The organism is Bacteroidota bacterium, assembly GCA_018266835.1.
GTDB lineage: Bacteria > Bacteroidota > Ignavibacteria > Tepidaquicellales > Tepidaquicellaceae > JAFDZO01.
This window is the reverse complement of the sequence record JAFDZP010000002.1, coordinates 658,638-676,226: the sequence shown is the minus strand read 5'-3', so window position 1 is coordinate 676,226 and position 17,589 is coordinate 658,638. Positions and strand designations below refer to the sequence as shown.

General features: G+C 35.9%; 16 protein-coding genes. 11 read left to right on the top strand and 5 right to left on the bottom strand.

Going from position 1 to position 17,589, the window contains the following annotated elements:
* The first annotated feature begins 2 nt into the window (after positions 1 to 2).
* The 7 genes from gatC to JST55_04755 all read left to right on the top strand — a co-directional run bounded on the left by gatC (position 3) and on the right by JST55_04755 (position 8,821).
* Entirely contained in the window at positions 3 to 293 is a 291-nt protein-coding gene (gene gatC / locus JST55_04785; GenBank protein ID MBS1492797.1) for an Asp-tRNA(Asn)/Glu-tRNA(Gln) amidotransferase subunit GatC, read from the top strand.
* Positions 294 to 1,028, top strand: a complete 735-nt coding sequence (kdsB, locus tag JST55_04780) for a 3-deoxy-manno-octulosonate cytidylyltransferase (protein ID MBS1492796.1) — start codon at positions 294 to 296, stop codon at positions 1,026 to 1,028.
* Between the two features lie 7 nt (positions 1,029 to 1,035).
* The gene (locus tag JST55_04775) at positions 1,036 to 2,649 is read left to right on the top strand and encodes a CTP synthase (GenBank protein MBS1492795.1); all 1,614 of its coding nucleotides are present in this window, start codon (positions 1,036 to 1,038) and stop codon (positions 2,647 to 2,649) included.
* Positions 2,650 to 2,678: 29 nt separating this feature from the next.
* Positions 2,679 to 5,117 (top strand): HAD-IC family P-type ATPase, encoded by a 2,439-nt coding sequence (locus JST55_04770; GenBank protein MBS1492794.1) that lies wholly within the window; start codon positions 2,679 to 2,681, stop codon positions 5,115 to 5,117.
* Positions 5,118 to 5,121: 4 nt separating this feature from the next.
* Positions 5,122 to 6,633 (top strand): dicarboxylate/amino acid:cation symporter, encoded by a 1,512-nt coding sequence (locus JST55_04765; protein MBS1492793.1) that lies wholly within the window; start codon positions 5,122 to 5,124, stop codon positions 6,631 to 6,633.
* Positions 6,634 to 6,639: 6 nt separating this feature from the next.
* A complete protein-coding gene (locus JST55_04760; protein MBS1492792.1) occupies positions 6,640 to 8,139 on the top strand; it encodes a dicarboxylate/amino acid:cation symporter in 1,500 nt (499 codons plus the stop codon).
* A gap of 193 nt (positions 8,140 to 8,332) precedes the next feature.
* The gene (locus tag JST55_04755) at positions 8,333 to 8,821 is read left to right on the top strand and encodes a glutathione peroxidase (protein MBS1492791.1); all 489 of its coding nucleotides are present in this window, start codon (positions 8,333 to 8,335) and stop codon (positions 8,819 to 8,821) included.
* A 2-nt stretch (positions 8,822 to 8,823) separates the two neighbouring features.
* Here the strand turns inward: JST55_04755 and JST55_04750 are convergent, their stop codons facing one another.
* The gene (locus tag JST55_04750) at positions 8,824 to 9,198 is read right to left on the bottom strand and encodes a response regulator (GenBank protein ID MBS1492790.1); all 375 of its coding nucleotides are present in this window, start codon (positions 9,196 to 9,198) and stop codon (positions 8,824 to 8,826) included.
* Between the two features lie 104 nt (positions 9,199 to 9,302).
* Positions 9,303 to 11,429 (bottom strand): T9SS type A sorting domain-containing protein, encoded by a 2,127-nt coding sequence (locus tag JST55_04745; protein MBS1492789.1) that lies wholly within the window; start codon positions 11,427 to 11,429, stop codon positions 9,303 to 9,305.
* Positions 11,430 to 11,591: 162 nt separating this feature from the next.
* Here JST55_04745 and JST55_04740 point away from each other — a divergent pair, with 162 nt between their 5' ends.
* The 4 genes from JST55_04740 (at position 11,592) to JST55_04725 (ending at position 15,167) form a co-directional block, all read left to right on the top strand.
* Positions 11,592 to 12,242, top strand: coding sequence for a metal-dependent transcriptional regulator (locus JST55_04740; GenBank protein ID MBS1492788.1), 651 nt, complete (start codon positions 11,592 to 11,594; stop codon positions 12,240 to 12,242).
* 14 nt (positions 12,243 to 12,256) lie between these two features.
* On the top strand, positions 12,257 to 13,078 hold the full coding sequence (locus JST55_04735) for a transporter (protein ID MBS1492787.1): 822 nt from the start codon (positions 12,257 to 12,259) through the stop codon (positions 13,076 to 13,078).
* A gap of 24 nt (positions 13,079 to 13,102) precedes the next feature.
* The gene (locus tag JST55_04730; GenBank protein ID MBS1492786.1) at positions 13,103 to 14,473 is read left to right on the top strand and encodes an Nramp family divalent metal transporter; all 1,371 of its coding nucleotides are present in this window, start codon (positions 13,103 to 13,105) and stop codon (positions 14,471 to 14,473) included.
* A 169-nt stretch (positions 14,474 to 14,642) separates the two neighbouring features.
* Positions 14,643 to 15,167: a putative metal-dependent hydrolase gene (locus tag JST55_04725; GenBank protein MBS1492785.1), complete on the top strand. Its 525-nt coding sequence runs from the start codon at positions 14,643 to 14,645 to the stop codon at positions 15,165 to 15,167.
* A gap of 112 nt (positions 15,168 to 15,279) precedes the next feature.
* On the opposite strand, the gene JST55_04720 is transcribed toward JST55_04725, so the two are convergent.
* The 3 genes from JST55_04720 to JST55_04710 form a co-directional block, all read right to left on the bottom strand.
* Entirely contained in the window at positions 15,280 to 15,450 is a 171-nt protein-coding gene (locus JST55_04720) for a hypothetical protein (GenBank protein ID MBS1492784.1), read from the bottom strand.
* A 152-nt stretch (positions 15,451 to 15,602) separates the two neighbouring features.
* Positions 15,603 to 17,126 carry a T9SS type A sorting domain-containing protein gene (locus tag JST55_04715; GenBank protein ID MBS1492783.1) on the bottom strand — a complete coding sequence of 508 codons (1,524 nt, stop codon included), beginning with the start codon at positions 17,124 to 17,126 and terminating at the stop codon, positions 15,603 to 15,605.
* 82 nt (positions 17,127 to 17,208) lie between these two features.
* Positions 17,209 to 17,583, bottom strand: coding sequence for a DoxX family protein (locus tag JST55_04710; GenBank protein MBS1492782.1), 375 nt, complete (start codon positions 17,581 to 17,583; stop codon positions 17,209 to 17,211).
* Between the last annotated feature and the right edge of the window lie 6 nt (positions 17,584 to 17,589).

The window sequence follows — 17,589 nt, the reverse complement described above, 5'->3', positions numbered from 1 at the left end:
TTATGTCAGTTACAATTCCGGAAGTAGAAAAGATAGCACAGCTTGCAAAGCTGAAATTTTCAGATGAAGAGAAAGTAAAGCTTCAGAAAGATATGAATCAGGTACTTGGTTATATAGAACAGCTGAACGAACTTGATTTAAATGATGTTGAACCGCTTGAAAATATTAACGAGACTGAGAACGTGATGCGTGAAGATGAAGTAAAAGTATGGCTTACAACTGAAGAAGCACTAAAAAATGCTCCTGCAAAGACACAGAAATTTTTCAAAGTCCCGAAAGTTATAGAAAAATAAATGAAGATTCTCGCAGTCATTCCTGCAAGATATGATTCAACACGATTCCCCGGTAAGCCGCTAGTAAATATCCATGGCAAGCCGATGATTCAGCACGTTTATGAGCGGGTTATGGAATCTAAATTAGTTTATAAGGTTTTGGTAGCAACAGATGACGAGAGGATTTTTAATGCGGTGAAGAACTTCGGCGGAAAAGTTGTGATGACTTCAAAGGAGCATGAATCAGGGACTGACAGGATTTGCGAAGCTGTAAAAAAAATAAACTGTGATATAGTTGTAAACGTGCAGGGTGACGAGCCCGGAATAAATCCAAAAGATATCGATAAAGCAATTAAACCGTTATTAAAAGATAAGAAGATAAATATTTCAACACTGGCAATAAGAATTGAGAACGGCTATGATTTAAAGGATGAGAACAAAGTAAAAGTAGTCTTCGATAAAAATAAATTCGCATTGTATTTCTCAAGGAATAATATTCCGTTTGACAGGGACCACATCAACAACGTAAAGATATACGATTTTTATAAACACATCGGCTTATATGTTTACACAAGAAAATTTCTGATGAATCTTAAGAATCTAAAGCCGTCTAAGCTTGAAAAACTTGAGAAGCTTGAACAGCTAAGATTTCTGGATAACGGTGAAAAAATAAAAGTAGTAATTACCGATAGAGAATCGCTCTCTATCGATACTCCCTCGGATTTACAAAATTTTATAAATAGTTACACAAATTAATAATCATTTGAAACAACCAAAATATATATTCCTCACAGGCGGAGTTGTATCGTCACTCGGCAAAGGCATTGCATCAGCATCACTCGGACTTTTATTAAAGTCACGCGGACTAAGAGTTACGATTCAAAAATTTGATCCATATATAAATGTTGACCCCGGCACTATGTCTCCGTTACAGCACGGAGAAGTTTTTGTTACCGAAGACGGCGCAGAAACTGATTTAGATCTCGGCCACTATGAAAGATTCCTGGATGAAAATATGCACAAGACAAATAACACTACAACAGGGCAGGTTTATAATGAAGTAATTACAAAGGAAAGACGAGGCGATTATCTTGGCGCGACAGTTCAGGTTATTCCCCACATAACGGATGAAATTAAAAGAAGATTTGCATTAACTTCGAAGTCAGGTGAGTATGATGTAGTTATTACTGAAATCGGTGGCACTGTTGGTGATATTGAATCATTGCCATTCCTCGAAGCTATGCGTCAGTTCATGCATGAGCGCGGGAAAAATAATTCGCTGTGTATTCATCTTACATTGATTCCTTACATCCGTTCAGCGGGGGAAATAAAAACAAAACCTACTCAGCACTCGGTAAAAACTTTACTTGAAATCGGAGTACAGCCTGATATTCTTCTGTGCCGCAGCGAGCAGGCAATATCTAAAGAAGTAAAAGCAAAGATTGGATTATTCTGTAACATTGATACAGATTCGGTTTTACAGGCATTGGATGCAAAATCAATTTATGAAGTTCCGTTAAATTTAAAAGGTGAAAAACTTGATGAAGTTGTAATTAAAAAATTAAAACTGAAATGCGGAAAGCCGAATCTTACTGAATGGAAAAAAGTTGTCGATAAAATTATTACTCCCCAGAAAGAAGTCACTATTGGTATCTGCGGAAAATATAATCAGGTGCCTGATGCATACAAAAGTATTCTTGAATCATTCATTCATGCAGGCGCTTACAATGAAGTAAAAGTAAACCTGAAATGGATAGATGCAGAGGAGATTGAAAAAAATCCGAAGAATACAAAAAATATTTTTGATGGAGTTAAAGGTCTGCTTGTGTGCCCGGGCTTCGGTGACAGGGGAATTGAAGGAAAGATAAAAACGATTCAATATGTACGTGAGAATAAAATTCCTTTTTTCGGAATTTGTCTGGGACTTCAATGCGCAGTTGTTGAGTTTGCACGCAATGTTGCAGGATTGAAAAATGCTAACTCGGCTGAGTTCAAAAAAGTGAAATACAACGTTATTGATATCATGGAAAACCAAAAGACCGTTACTCAAAAAGGCGGCTCTATGCGTTTAGGTTCTTATCCGTGTATCATTGAAAAAAACACACTTGCAAATAAAGTTTACGGTAAAGAATTCATCAACGAAAGACATAGACACAGATATGAAGTTAACAATGAATTTAAAAGTGTCCTGGCTGAGAAAGGATTGATTTTCTCCGGTGTTTCCCCTGACGGCAAGCTTGTCGAGATGATTGAGCTATCTCATAAAGTACATCCGTTTTTTATCGGATGCCAGTTTCACCCTGAATTAAAATCACGTGTTGTTATTCCTCATCCAATATTCAGAGAGTTTGTAAAAGCATGCATAAATCATAAATGAAATCATTGAATTAACTAAACCCTGGAAATTTGAATTATACCGGATTAACGAATGCAGAAGTTCAGGATAGAATAACAAAAGGTCTTGTCAATAAATCCTCCAGACAAAAAACTAAAACCGTAAGTGAAATATTTATTGAAAACATTTTTTCGGTTTTCAATTTAATTATATTTTCCGTAGTGGTTTTTCTGTTTATCTATTATATACGTACCGGAAACATCGAACTTATAAAAGATACTGTCGGCGTTTCTACTGCCGCAATTCTTAATCTTCTCATCGCAATCATTCAGGAAATAAAAGCAAAGCGTGCTCTTGATAAAGTAAATCTTCTTCTTGTAAAAGATGTTACGGTAATTCGTGACGGAAAGAATGAAGTTATTCAGCAGGAAAACGTTGTAAAAGATGATTTGATATTAATGGAACGTGGTGACCAGGTAATTGTTGACGGTAAGATGGTTGAATCAAATCACATCGAAATAGATGAATCACTTCTCACAGGAGAATCCCTTCCTATTAACAAAAAAGAAGACGATGAAGTCTTATCAGGCAGCTTTTGTATAGCAGGTAACGGAATTTACAGAGCTGAAAAAGTCGGTGATGAAAGTTATGCAATGAGTATAACCGGAATGGCTAAGAAGTTTAAGTTTGTACTTACTCCTCTTCAAAAACAAATAAATATAATAGTTCAGGTTTTATTCGCAATTGCATTGGTGCTAGTCGCAATTGAGTTATCTATTCATTGGGATAGAATGGTCTCTGAAGATATTGATTTCATAAGAAGAATTTCTACAATTGTAATGTCGCTCGTTCCGCAGGGACTTGTCCTTCTCGCATCTGTTTCGTTTGCTCTCGGAGTTTACCGCATTAGTAAAATAGGCGCAATCATTCAAAAGCTTAATGCAATTGAATCGTTCTCCAATGTGCAGATTGTCTGCATGGATAAAACAGGAACGCTCACACAGAATAAACTTTCCGTGAACAGAATTACACTTGCTGAAGGTTCAGACGAAGAAGAGATTAAAAAATTACTTGGGACTTACGCTTTACATTCATCCGATAAAAACGCTACGCTTAGAGCTATCGATGTTTTCTTCAGCTATCCCGAAGCAAAGTTTGTTGATGAAATTCCTTTTAGCTCGGAAACAAAAAAAAGTTTTCTTGAAGTAGAACTAAACGGAAACAACAGAGTTTTTGTACTCGGTGGTTTTGATATTCTCAGCGAGAAACTAAGTACAGATAATAAGAAATTCTTTAGTGATGCTTTTGCCGAGAAAAATTTAAAGATATACCGCAATCTTTTGTTCGGAGAAATTCATAACATAAAGAATCTCGATGAGATAAAATCAGATTTAAACATTATTGAAATTACTCCTTACGCAATTGTTTCTATATCTGATCAGATAAGAACCGATGTAATGGATGCAATTAATTTGTTCCTCAAGAATGGCATTACTTTCAAAATTCTTTCAGGCGATGCACCAGAATCAGTGCAGGCAGTTGCGCGTGAAATAGGATGGGATATATCTGACGATAAATTAATAACAGGTGCTGAGCTTGAGAAATATACAGACGAAGAAGAGTTTACCAAAATTGTCCTGGAGAAAGCTATCTTTGCAAGACTTAAACCCGAGCACAAATTACATATCATCAAAGCGCTGAAGAAAAAGAAAATCTATACTGCAATGATAGGTGACGGAGTAAACGACCTGCCCGCTATTAAAGAATCAGACATGGGTATTGCAATGGAAGAGGGAAGTAAAATTACAAAAGAGATTGCCGATATAGTTCTTCTTAAAAATAAATTTTCTTTGCTCCCTGATATTTTCCTTGAAGGTAATAAAATTGTAAACTCCGTAAGCTCAGTTGCAAAGCTATTCCTCACCAAGAATATGCTTGTAATATTTTTAGTTCTTTTGTCCCTTGTATTCGGGCTTTCATTCCCGATTACACCAAGACGGATTGCTCTGTTAAATATTTTTGCAATTGGTCTTCCTTCATTTCTTATAACACTTAAAAACGTAAATACTGAAAAAACTAAATTCTTTTTAACGGATTTATTTTCATTCGTAATCCTTTCTTCACTGGTTATTGTATGCGTTGGATATCTGGGTAAATTTATAATGCAAAATCTGTACGGACTTGAAGATGATGAGCAGATTAAAATGGTTATGATTGTAATAATTATTATTACTGCTATTACAAATTTTCTTTGTATTGTACTTACTCGCGATGAACCTAATAGATTTCTTTATATAATGTATGGAGCTGTACTAATTGCGCTCTTTATGTTCTTTTCATTTGTCCAGTTTGATAATGTCGTTATAAAAACAATCACCGATTTTTATGAAATAAAATTTCTTGAGCTGAAATATTTACCTCCGATTTTAATAATAGGTCTTGTAAGTTCTGTACTATTGTTCCTTCTGCAAAAAATAAGAAAGTATATTATTTTCGGAATCAAAAAATAGTTTCATGGCAAAACGGAAATTCAAAATTAAGCTGCATACTCAGATAGTAATCGGCTTAATCCTCGGAGTTTTATTCGGTTCGTATTTTCACATCGATCAGAAGCGGGTTGAGATAAAATCCAAATCAGGAACTACTGAAGTTAATGACTGGACATCCTTTCAGTTCCTAAAAAAAGATTCCGTAATAAAATCCTTCGATAATGATGACCAGCTTGTCATTCTGAAATTCTACAATGGCATTAAAGACCCTTCGCTTAAAAAAGATTTAAAAATCAAAGTAGTTAAGTCCGAAACAGATTCTCAAATTTTTGAAGCAATTACTGAGCTAAGTAAAGTAAGAACTATTGGGGTAATGCTCAAGCCTGCCGGAGATATTTTTATCCGGCTCCTGAACATGATTGCAGTTCCTCTTGTATTGGCATCATTGATTGTCGGTGCTGCATCGCTTTCTGATATAAAACACATTGCAAAAATCGGCGGGAAGACATTAGGCTTTTATGCGCTGACTGCAGTTATGGCTATTGCAATAGGATTAACTTTTGCCAATATAATTCAGCCGGGACATATGATGTCGCCCGATGCTAAGCAGCGGCTGCTTGATACGTATCAGGATGATGCAAAAACAAAAATAGAACAGAACATCTCGCTTAATATTGTAGATTTTTTAGTGAACATTGTTCCTAAAAATCCTTTCAAGGCAATAGCTGATGGCGATTTTTTACAGATAGTTTTCTTCGCAATTCTTACAGGAATATTTTTAACACAGATACCAAAAGACAGATCAACAGCGGTGATTTCCTTCTTTGAAGGAATAAGTGAAGCTATGATTTTGCTTGTTGAAAAAGTTATGTACCTCGCTCCTTACGCTGTGTTTACTTTGATAGCTGCAACTGTAGCTGAGTTTGGTTTCAGTATAATAAAAACTTTGTTGTGGTATTCACTTACAGTGATTGCAGGACTTGCAGTACTTACATTTGTTGAGTATCCGTTACTCCTGAAAATATTTACAAAGATAAAAATAAAAGATTTTTTTGTTGTGCAGAAGCAGGTGCTTGCAGTTGCATTTTCAACAAGCTCTTCTGCTGCAACACTTCCCGTTACAATGGATGTCTGTGAGAAACGGCTTGGTGTGCCGAACAGAATTGCGAGTTTTGTTTTACCGCTTGGAACAACTGTAAACATGGACGGCACTGCTCTTTATCAGGCAGTTGCGGCAATGTTCATTGCGCAAGTATATGGTTTTGATTTGAATCTCTCCCAGCAGCTTACAATAGTGTTGACTGCTTCTTTAGCGGCAGTTGGTACTGCACCTGTTCCGGGAGTGGGACTTATTATGCTTATTATTGTTCTGCGTTCAGTCGGAATTCCTGAAGAAGGAATTGCTCTGATTATTGGTGTAGATAGATTGCTTGATATGTGCAGAACTATTCCGAATGTTTTAGCTGACTCTCTTGCATGCGTTGTAATTGCAAGCAGCGAAGGCGAGCTTGGAAAGCTTAATCTTAAGGAAGCATAATAATTAATGAAGCTGCCTAAACTTCACATACAGATTTTAATAGGATTAATACTTGGAATTATCTTCGGATATTTATTCGGAGTTAAAACCAATGAATTAAAAATAATTTCTCTGACGGGTGTAAACACTATTAAAGACTGGAGTGATGTTTCTTTTTTGCAGAAAGATTCTGTATTGAAATCTTTCAATGGGCAATCGCAGCTATCTATAATAAGATTTTTTGATACCTACAAAAAATCTGAAAAACTTACACAGTTAAAATTAAAGATAACATATCCCGATAATAACTCTGCTTTTTTTGAAAATATAAAATCATTAGAGAGGGAATCCTCAATTGCGTCCGATATAAAACCAATCGGAGAGATTTTTATCCGCTTGCTAAATATGATTGCAGTACCGCTTGTACTTGCATCATTGATTGTCGGCGCGGCTTCACTTCATGATTTGAAAAATGTGCTATCCATAGGAGGGAAGACGTTAGGATTTTATTTGCTGACAGCTGTTCTAACGATAACTTCATCAATGGTTTTGGCAGTATTGGTAAATCCTGGTTCGCACATAACTCCCGATGCAAAAGCAAGGCTGCTTGATGCATTCAAAGATGAAGCGGTGAGCACAACTAATTACAAGTTTGATTTAATAAATTTTTTTGTTGAGATTGTTCCGAAAAATCCTTTCAAGGGATTAGTAGAAGGAGATTTTCTTCAAATAGTTTTATTTGCAATTCTTACAGGATTATTTCTGTCATTCATACCAAAAGATAAATCAAAAAAGGTAATTGATTTTTTCGACGGCATTTCTCAGGCAATGATAAAAATGGTTGAGGCAGTTATAAAATTTGCTCCGATTGCAGTCTTTGCTTTGATATCTTCCACAGTATCTGAGTTCGGATTTTCAATTCTACAAACACTCATTTATTATTTCTTTACAGTAATAGTTGCGCTGTTGATTTCAACTTTTGTAATTTATCCTGTTCTGTTAAAATTATTTTCCGGAGCGAACGTAATTGATTTCTTCAAAACTCAGAGACAGGTTATGGCAGTTGCTTTTACAACAAGCTCTTCATCGGCTACGATGCCGATAAATCTTGATGTGTGCGAGAACGTTTTGAAAATCCCTAACAAAATTGTATCCTTCATTCTTCCTCTTGGAACAACAATAAACAAAGACGGCACTGCGCTTTACCAGGCAATATCAGCAATCTTCATTGCGCAGGTGTATGGTTTTGAGCTATCAATACCTATGATGCTTACGATATTTGTTGCTTCGCTTATTACGGGAGCGGCTACTGCTCCGGTAGCAGGCGCGGGACTTATAATGCTGGTTGTTGTGCTTAAAGCAGCAGGGCTTCCGATAGAAGGAGTTGCATTAATTTTAGGAATAGACCGGCTGCTTAATATGTCGCGCGCAGTTACTAACGTTGTTGCCGATTCCGTTTGCTGCGTTGTTGTAGCGAAGTCGGAAGGAGAGTTTAAGGGAATCCCCAAGCTGCTCAAGGAAAATTAATGAACTTTTAAAAATCCGATATGTTTTAAAATATAATTCATCCAATTAAAATCTTACTATGAAATTTTCTTTTTTATTATCAGTCTTAATTGTATTTTGCTCTTGCAAGGCGCAGACAAACAGCGCAGGCAATGACAAAACAAAATCAACTCAGACAACAACACAATCATCTCAATCTGTAAATCAAGCAAAAATGGAAAACAAAAACATCTACGATATTTCTGTAAAAGATATGGACGGCAAGGACGTGAAGCTTTCTGATTATCAGGGCAAGGTTCTCTTAATTGTCAACGTTGCATCTCACTGCGGCTATACAAAACAATACGATGCACTTGAAAAGCTCTACGAAACAAATAAAGATAAGGGCTTTGTAATTTTAGGATTTCCGTGCAATGATTTCGGTGAGCAGGAACCGGGTACCAATGAGGAGATAAGGCAATTTTGTTCTTCAAAGTTTAATGTTACATTTCCTCTTTTTGATAAGATAAAAGTTCTTGGAGACGACAGAAATCCTTTGTATAACAGATTAATAAACAACGCTCCTTTTTCAGGTGATGTTGCATGGAATTTCGAGAAATTTTTAATTGATAAAAACGGAAATATTGTAGGAAGATATAAAAGTAAAGTAACGCCGGATTCTGAAGAGTTGGTTTCGGCTATTAATACTGAGCTTGCTAAATAATTTTATTTATTACCTTTGATCAAAGCCTCTATTCGTGCGTTGATTTCAACCATGTTCAGGGGCTTTGCTATATAATCATCCATTCCGGAATCCAGAGATTTCTCCCTGTCGCCTGCCAATGAATTTGCAGTCATTGCTAAAATAGGTGTGTGAGTGCCGCTTTCTTTTTCCATTTCCCTGAAACGTTTTGCTACTTCATATCCGTTAAGCTCGGGCATCTGAATATCCATCAAAATAATATCGAATTTAGTTTCGCCTAATAATTTTAAAGCAGTTTCGCCGTCGCTTGCTGCAGTTACTTCGTAGCCGCCCTTTTCTAAAACATTTTTCATTAACTTCTGGTTAATGAACTGATCTTCTACTAATAAAATTTTCAAAATTTGTTTTTCGGGATATTGAAATAAATAAAAAAAGCCTTAGTCACGAAAACTAAGGCTTTTAATTTTTAAGAACAATTATATAATTTATGAATATTACCCTATTATTTTATAAGCAGCATTTTTAAGCTTTTAACATTTCTTGCGCCCGGGCTTTCTGTTACTATCTGATAAATATAAAGTCCGCTTGCAAGATTCATTTTGCCTGCATCAAACTGTACTTTGTAATATCCCGCGTTTTGTACATCATTTACAAGCGTACCTGCAAGTCTTCCTGTTACATCATAAATATTTATCATTACTTTTGCATTATCGGGAAGTTCGTATTCAATATTCGTCGAAGGATTAAAAGGATTCGGATAATTCTGCTTCAAAGTAAATTTTTTCGGAGCACCTATATTTACTTCTGAATTCAGATTGTAATATTTATAATTTCCGTTAAAATCTATCTGCTTCAGTCTGTAATTATAAACACCTGCATTGGTAATATTGTCCGTATAGGAATAAGAATGCTGAGTATTAGAAGTTGAATTACCTCTTACAAAGCTGATTCTCTGCCATGAGCTATTCCCAAGTTTTCTTTCAATATCAAAACCTGAGTTATTATTTTCAGAGACCGTCATCCATTTTAGATTAACATTGTTCTGCTCAACATCATAGGAGAAATTTGCAAGTTCTACCGGAAGGACTCCGCTGCTATCGAATACCCATTGTGATATTGTTGTGAATACCATATTGGTATTCGTAGAAAATTTAGAATAAAGATTTGTACAGAACAAAGAGTTATATGTAGTGCCGTCGTAAATAACAGTTGTTGCCGTATCGCCGTTGCCGTCTTCAGTGAATGGTACTAATCCAGCCACGCCGTTATTTACGGGTTTAACGAAATCAGGTGAAGCATCAGTTATAACTGAAGATGCAATCGGAAGTAAACTGCCGGTTCCTTTTAAAACTGATGCTGCCAATGGAACAGAGGTCAGCCAGTTATCACCTATATACTGAGCATGTAAATATTGTCTTAAGAATGTTGTATCTGATATGCTTGCCGAGTTGTTGTAAATCGGGTCATTTACCAATGCCAAATCATTGCCGAATACTGCAAGTGTCTTCTGGCTTTCAGCTACTGAATTATCAAGGAATGATTTAAGTGAATCCCTTATCGCATCGTTCCAGCTTGTGCCTGTTCCGAATAATGCAAACACTGACCTCCATGCGAGTAATGAACCTGCATATTCGCTCATTGAAATAACATCATAAACCCCTGAATATCCTCCTGCATTGAGATGTGTTACAAGCGAATCTTTACTTGCCGCATCATTCCAGTACAATAAAACTGTGTTAGCAACTTTTGGAATGAATGTTCCTGATAAAGTATCATTTGATGCATCGCCGTCTCCGCTAAAATAAACTGAATCTCTTACAGTGTAAGTATTTCCGGGACTGAAAGAGAACGGGTCAAATATTCCGGTTCTTATTTCTCCCGGTGTAACATGAGTCATTGATAAAGTGCTGGAATATCCGCCGGGTGAAATTGTCCGCGTTACATTTACTGTTGCAAGTGTAGTTCCGTTGTTTCTGTATTTTCCGTAAGGAGAAATATTGCTTGATGTAAAATATTGAGTGCCTCTGTTTTCAATTGAGAGCGCCTGAATATCCACAGTAGGAGTATTGCCTAAAGTAATATTATCTATAAATAATGAATTGCCGTAATTAGATACAAAACCGAATTGAACCAGCGATGTATTGCCTGTAACAGCTGCATCCAGTTTTAATTTAATGGTCGCCCATTGGCCCGCACCCGGAGTAAATTCAAAATCCGTTGCAGTGGCTGTTGCAATATTACTTAATAAATACGCACCTAAGGTAACATTGAAAGTTGCGCCGTTATCAGTTGAAATTCTGATATATAAAGAATCCGGGCTATAGCCTGTGTAAGGTGCATAGGCGTAATCGAACACCAGAGTGTCGTTGCCTGATAAGTTACTGAAGCTTTGAGTAGTTAGAGTAGAAGTGCCGCTTGTAACGTTAAAAAAATCCGCTTTGATGCTTCCCGTACCAAAACCAAATCCGCTTGCGCTCGTGCTTCTTGAAATGATATCACTTGCATCATTTTCTGTCCATCCTGTAGGGGGATAAACTGCCGTTTCGAAAGTTTCTTTAATCTTGTACTGAGAATATGCATCGCCAACAGCACATAAAATGCTGATTAATAATAAAAATGTTCTCACCATACGATATTAAATAAGATAGTCACAAAACTATCAAAAATCGAACTAAAAATCAGTCAGAAGATTTGATTTTTTGTTATAAATGTGACATACTTTTCTCAAAATAAATTATCCTTGAATTTAAAGTTAGGTATGCTTAATTTTATTTGTAAGATTATTTAAATAATGGAAAATAAAAGCATAGAGGATTATTTAAAAAATATTTATTCAATCAAAGCTGTTACGGGCAAAGTTACAACTTCGCTGCTTGCAGAAAAACTGAATATCAGCTCAGCGGCAGTAAGTGAAATGATATCAAAGCTTTCAAAATCAGGTTATATTTCTAATACACCATATAAGGGGTTTGAACTTACGGGCAAAGGTGAAAAAATTGCCGTTAACTTGATCCGCAAACACAGGCTTTGGGAAGTTTTTTTAGTAAAACATTTAAAATACCCGTGGGATAAAGTCCATGCGGAAGCCGAACGGCTTGAACATTCTTCCTCTGATGAGCTCATAAAAAACCTTGAGCAGTTTATGAATTTTCCTAAGTTCGATCCTCATGGAGAACCTATACCCGATATAAACGGAAACATAGATGTATGTAATGATTTTCAGTTATCAAAGGCAGAGCCGGGTATATCTTATACTGTGAAAAGAGTTTCAGATGAAAATTCTGAAATACTTGCTTACTTATCTAAGATAGGACTTAAGCTTAACGATAAAATAAAAGTCCTTGAAAAAATAAACTTCGATAACTCAATTCAGATTCAGAATAAAACTTTAAAACTTTTTCTTAGTGAAAAACTTTCTAATTGTATTTTTGTATCACAATAAACATTAAAAAATAAATGACCCCAATAAAATTATTATTCTTAGCATTGTTTTTTTTAACACCTGTAATTTTATTTGCGCAGGATATAGAATCTGACAGACCTGATAAAACGGATTCACCGAATACTTTAGATAAAGGTAAATTTCAAATTGAGACGGGTATAGAATATTCTTTACATAAATTTGATAATATTTCTGTTTATGGTTTAGATACTTCCTACAATTTAAATTTAAGAATTAAAACTCTTACCGCTCCTACAACTCTTTTTAGATATGGGCTTTTGAAAAATGTCGAATTAAGATTGGGTTTTGATTTTGACCGCCAGACTCTTAGCAGCGATAATAATGTAGAATTCGGAAATAGCGGTTCATTAAGCCTAAACCCACCAACTATTGGAGCCAAAGTATTTATATCAAAAGGAGAAGGAATCATCCCGGATTTTGGAGTGATTGGAACTGTCAAACTGCCTAAAATCGGAGATGAGGATAAACAGGTTAAATATTTTGTTCCTGAGCTTACTCTGGCATTTACAAATGAAATAAATAATAAATTAAGTGTTGGATATAATCTCGGAGTTGCGTGGAGCGATGACCTTGAAGATAAAGATTTCTCATATTCTGCATCTTTAGGTTATTCAATTACACCTAAGCTTGGTTCATTTGCGGAGATTTTTGGAAACATTCCCAAGTCCGGCGGTGTCTCTGACCAAAATTTAGATGCAGGACTTACATATTTAGTGAAAAAAAATATTGTGATTGATGTTTACGGAGGATTGGGATTATCTGAAGAATCAAATAACTTCTTTATTGGTTCAGGAATATCAATCGTATTAAATTAAAAAAATAAATAAACAATTTTGTAAATGGGCAAGGACGTAGATATTGAAAATACATTAGAGGTTCGTAAAGAAACCGGATGGAGAAGAGAGAGGATAACCCATTCTCTTCCTGAAGTATTCGGGACTATTAGCGTTCCCGGAAAAGGTTCGTTCTGGAAAAAGCTGCTTGCGTTTGCAGGTCCCGGATTAATGGTAGCCGTCGGCTATATGGATCCCGGCAACTGGGCAACTGATATTGCAGGCGGCGCGCAGTTTGGCTACACTCTTCTTTCCGTAATTTTAATATCAAATCTTTTTGCAATTTTTTTGCAGCACCTTGCTTTGAAGCTGGGTATTGTAACAGGCAGGGACTTAGCTCAGGCATGCAGAGACCATTATTCAAAACCTGCTGCATTTGTTCTATGGATACTGTGTGAAGTTGCAATTGCTGCATGTGACCTTGCGGAAGTTATAGGCTCGGCAATTGCTTTGAATTTGCTTTTTGGAATTCCTCTTACAATCGGAGTTATGCTCACTGCAGCCGATGTTCTTCTGATTTTATTCTTTCAGTATAAAGGATTCCGTTACATTGAAAGTATTGTAGGCGCATTAATAATAATTATACTTTTTTGTTTCGGGTATGAAATAATTGTATCAAAGCCTGATATTTTCCCCATGCTTGCGGGTTTGCTTCCGACTACAAAAATTGTTTTCAATCCGGATATGCTTTATATAGCAATCGGAATTTTAGGGGCAACGGTAATGCCGCATAATTTGTATCTGCACTCAAGTATAGTTCAGACAAGAAATTTTGAAAAAAATGTTCCCGGGAAAAAAATGGCTGTGAAGTTTGCGACGATTGATTCGACTGTTTCATTGCTGCTTGCGTTTTTTATAAACGCTGCAATTTTAATTGTATCGGCTGCGAGCTTTCATACAACGGGACATCATGATGTAGCAGATATTACCGATGCGTATCAGTTATTAACTCCGCTGCTCGGTGCAGGACTTGCGAGTACGTTCTTCGCAATAGCTCTGCTTGCTTCAGGACAGAACTCAACTATAACAGGAACTCTTGCAGGACAGATAGTAATGGAAGGTTTTTTAAATATAAGATTGAAGCCATGGCTGAGAAGGCTGATAACAAGGTTGATAGCAATTGTGCCGGCGCTTATTGTTACGATATTATATGGAGAGAAGGGGACTACAAGTCTGCTGATATTAAGTCAGGTGATTTTATCTATGCAGCTGAGTTTTGCAGTCGTGCCGCTGGTAATGTTCACAGGTGATAAAAAGAAAATGGGACCGTTTGTAAACAAGCCTTACGTGAAAATAATAGCATGGCTAATAAGCGTAATAATTTTGAGTCTTAATGTGTATCTTTTATATGAAACCATGATAGAATGGATGAGTTAAAATTTTGTTGAAAAAGATTGAGATTTCGTTCAAATATATTATTGATTTTATATAGAGATAAAATCAACTTTACATAATATAGAAATAAATAAATGATTAAATAAAAATTTATATTCGCATAAAAAATTTTCGCGAAACTTTTGCGATTCTGAACTAAAATCAAACAAAATTGGATATACAAAAGCTAAAATTCCCAATTGGGGAATTTTCACCCCTCACAAGTTATTCCCTCGAACAAATAAGCACTTACATTGAAGATATTGAAAGCCTTCCTTCTCTTTTAAGAAAGGAAGTCGAAGGATTGACTGATGCTCAGCTTGAAACTCCGTACCGTCCTGACGGCTGGACTATAAGGCAGGTAGTGCATCATATTCCTGATAGCCATATGAATGCTTTTATAAGATTTAAACTGACTTTAACAGAGGATAAACCAACAATTAAGCCATATTATGAAGACAGATGGGCAGAGCTTCCGGATGCAAAACTTCCGCCGGAGATATCTCTCACATTAGTAGAGGCAGTTCATAAAAGGTGGTCATTATTATTAAAGGCATTGGATAAAAAAGATTTTGAGAGAAGTTACATTCATTCAGAATATAAAAAGGTTTTCTCGCTTAAAGAAGCTTTGCATATGTACTCATGGCATGGCAAACATCATCTGGCTCATATTAAGCAGGCAAAAAATAGTTTTTGATTTTTTATTTATAAGTTTGCAAAACAAAAAACCCGTTCTCTTTAAAAAGAAAACGGGTTTTGTTTTTGAACTAAGAACATTCCCAAGCTGGGGCTCAGGAACGAGAATTCTATTAAAGCGAAGAATTTACTCTGTACTCACCTTGCTGCAAGGTTGACTTAAAATTTTTCCAGATGTATTTGCATTTCTGGTATTGGCAATAAAATATTGAATCCGACTCGTTGACATCATGCTTGAAGATCTCGTCTCTTTCGCATTTAGGGCATTTCATTTTAGAATCCATTTGGGCAGGCTTTATAATTTGGTTAATCTATAGAATACGTTATTCAATGTTACCGAACTAAGCAATAAGAATGACCTATAAATAAAAAACCCGTTCTCTTCAAAAAGAAAACGGGTTGCACCTATTACAAATTTACTGTGAAAAATTTATAATTACTTTATAAGACTCATCTTTTTTACTTCACTGAAATTCTCTGTTTCAAGTTTATAAAAATAAACTCCGCTTGATAAGTTCTTACCGTCAAACTGAACTGAATAATTTCCGCTTTCAACATTTCCTGATACAAGTTTTGCAACTTCTTTTCCCATTATATCATATACTTTTAAGCTTACAAATGAACTCTTAGGAATACTAAATGAAATCTTTGTTGTTGGGTTAAACGGATTAGGATAATTTTGCTTCAGTTCAAATTTATCTGCAATTGAATTTCCGTTATTTGTAACATTTGTAATTGCAGAAAATCTATCCCAGTAAACTTTATTCCCACCAGGAGTATATCCTAAAAATAAAGCGCCAAAATCACCTGCAGGAAGCTCAACCAACGATGGTTTGCTGTTACTTGCAGAAGAAATTGGTGGGACATCATTAAACTGCAGTGCTGCTGAAAAAGATGAAGGATTATCACTGCCTGAATAAGAATAAAACATTTTATCTGATGTATTTGTAGGAACTCCTGCCTGCAGACTATCTGAATAATAAATCAAGTCAACACCCGGGAAAGTTATTCCGGTAGATGCAGCAAGATCAAACCAATACTCATCTCTGGTCGGACTTGAAGCTACAGAAAATGCCGAGCCGTAAATTGTGCCGCCGTTTGTACTGGTGAGACATTTTAAATTTATATTTCCCGCACTGCCTTCAGTGAAAACAGTCCAGACATTTAATCCGCGTTTTACTGTTTTCAATTCATTGTGAGCTACCGTAGTATCAAGAATGATGTCTGTAAACGATAAAGATATAAAGCCAAGAGTTCCCGGTCCGCTTTGTCTGTAAAGACCAGAACGCCATATTGATTTCTCAGGAAAATCCGCTCTTACCGGTCCGCGATAATTGAAAATTAAAGTATCGCCTAAAGTTGAAAACGTCATTTGCGGTGAGCCTCCAGAGTTAGAGATAAGCCCTGCACCTGTCCATGAGTAACCTCCGTCAATCGTTGCAATTCTTCTTAAAGTATCGCCGTTTGTTTGATAAAAAACGTACATGCTGTTTGTAGATGAAACTGCGACATCAAAATTCTTTAATGGTGCAAGTGAAAGAACTGTTACGAGTCCGTTCATCGGATTCCATCTTGCAATGGTTCCTGATAAACTGAAAAAGCAATACAATGAATCTCCCGCTCTCACAAGTTTTACCTGTGTATATTTTGCTCTTGCAGTAATTCCTGAACCGAATAAAGACCAGTTGCTTCCGTTGTTTGTAGATTTCATTAGGATTAATCCAAGATTGGATGTAAGCAATGTATCATTGATGGCTGCATATAAATTTCCGTCTGCTGCTCTTACTCCTGACATCGGTCCTATTGGATTTACATTTGCAACAAGTACGTCACCTGCAAAATCAGGGTGCATAGCTGAAGCCAATCCAGTCGGAATCGGTGCCTCTACCTGCGGTGTCTGCGCTTTTGCCAAAGCAGCAAACATAAAAATTAAAATGAATAAGGGAAAAAACTTTCTCATAGTGTTTCTCTGTTTAATTAATTTTTGGTGAATTTAAAAATACGGAAAAAAAATCTGAGATTCGTTTCATTTACTTAGTCGTTTATGACACTTTAGACAAAGGAGTTTTTGTATATAGCCATGCCCACCATAAAAGAATTAACTGAATGGGTAAACGGATTATTGAAATCCATAAGTCAGGATTGTGTTCATTATAATAATTAATTGTCATCTGAATATTTGCAGGGAAGACTGCAATAAGAAGTAGAATTGTAAGCCATGCTCCTATTCTTCTTGTTTTGGGTAGAATTAAAAGTATGCCACATAGGATTTCAAACACTCCGCTTATAAAAACTAACTCTGACTGATAAGATAAATACGGTGGCATTATTTTTATATAATCTGCCGGATGCCAGAAATGGTTTATTCCTGCGCAGATATAAAATACTGCCATTAAGTATATAAAGAATTTTTTCATAGATAG

What these genes read in the sequence shown, in the direction of transcription:
- gatC (MBS1492797.1), top strand. Translation starts at nt 3, where the DNA reads ATGTCAGTTACAATTCCGGAAGTAGAAAAGATAGCACAGCTTGCAAAG.
- kdsB (MBS1492796.1), top strand. Translation starts at nt 294, where the DNA reads ATGAAGATTCTCGCAGTCATTCCTGCAAGATATGATTCAACACGATTC.
- JST55_04765 (MBS1492793.1), top strand. Translation starts at nt 5,122, where the DNA reads ATGGCAAAACGGAAATTCAAAATTAAGCTGCATACTCAGATAGTAATC.
- JST55_04760 (MBS1492792.1), top strand. Translation starts at nt 6,640, where the DNA reads ATGAAGCTGCCTAAACTTCACATACAGATTTTAATAGGATTAATACTT.
- JST55_04755 (MBS1492791.1), top strand. Translation starts at nt 8,333, where the DNA reads ATGGAAAACAAAAACATCTACGATATTTCTGTAAAAGATATGGACGGC.
- JST55_04745 (MBS1492789.1), bottom strand. Translation starts at nt 11,429, where the DNA reads ATGGTGAGAACATTTTTATTATTAATCAGCATTTTATGTGCTGTTGGC.
- JST55_04740 (MBS1492788.1), top strand. Translation starts at nt 11,592, where the DNA reads ATGGAAAATAAAAGCATAGAGGATTATTTAAAAAATATTTATTCAATC.
- JST55_04735 (MBS1492787.1), top strand. Translation starts at nt 12,257, where the DNA reads ATGACCCCAATAAAATTATTATTCTTAGCATTGTTTTTTTTAACACCT.
- JST55_04730 (MBS1492786.1), top strand. Translation starts at nt 13,103, where the DNA reads ATGGGCAAGGACGTAGATATTGAAAATACATTAGAGGTTCGTAAAGAA.
- JST55_04720 (MBS1492784.1), bottom strand. Translation starts at nt 15,450, where the DNA reads ATGGATTCTAAAATGAAATGCCCTAAATGCGAAAGAGACGAGATCTTC.
- JST55_04715 (MBS1492783.1), bottom strand. Translation starts at nt 17,126, where the DNA reads ATGAGAAAGTTTTTTCCCTTATTCATTTTAATTTTTATGTTTGCTGCT.
- JST55_04710 (MBS1492782.1), bottom strand. Translation starts at nt 17,583, where the DNA reads ATGAAAAAATTCTTTATATACTTAATGGCAGTATTTTATATCTGCGCA.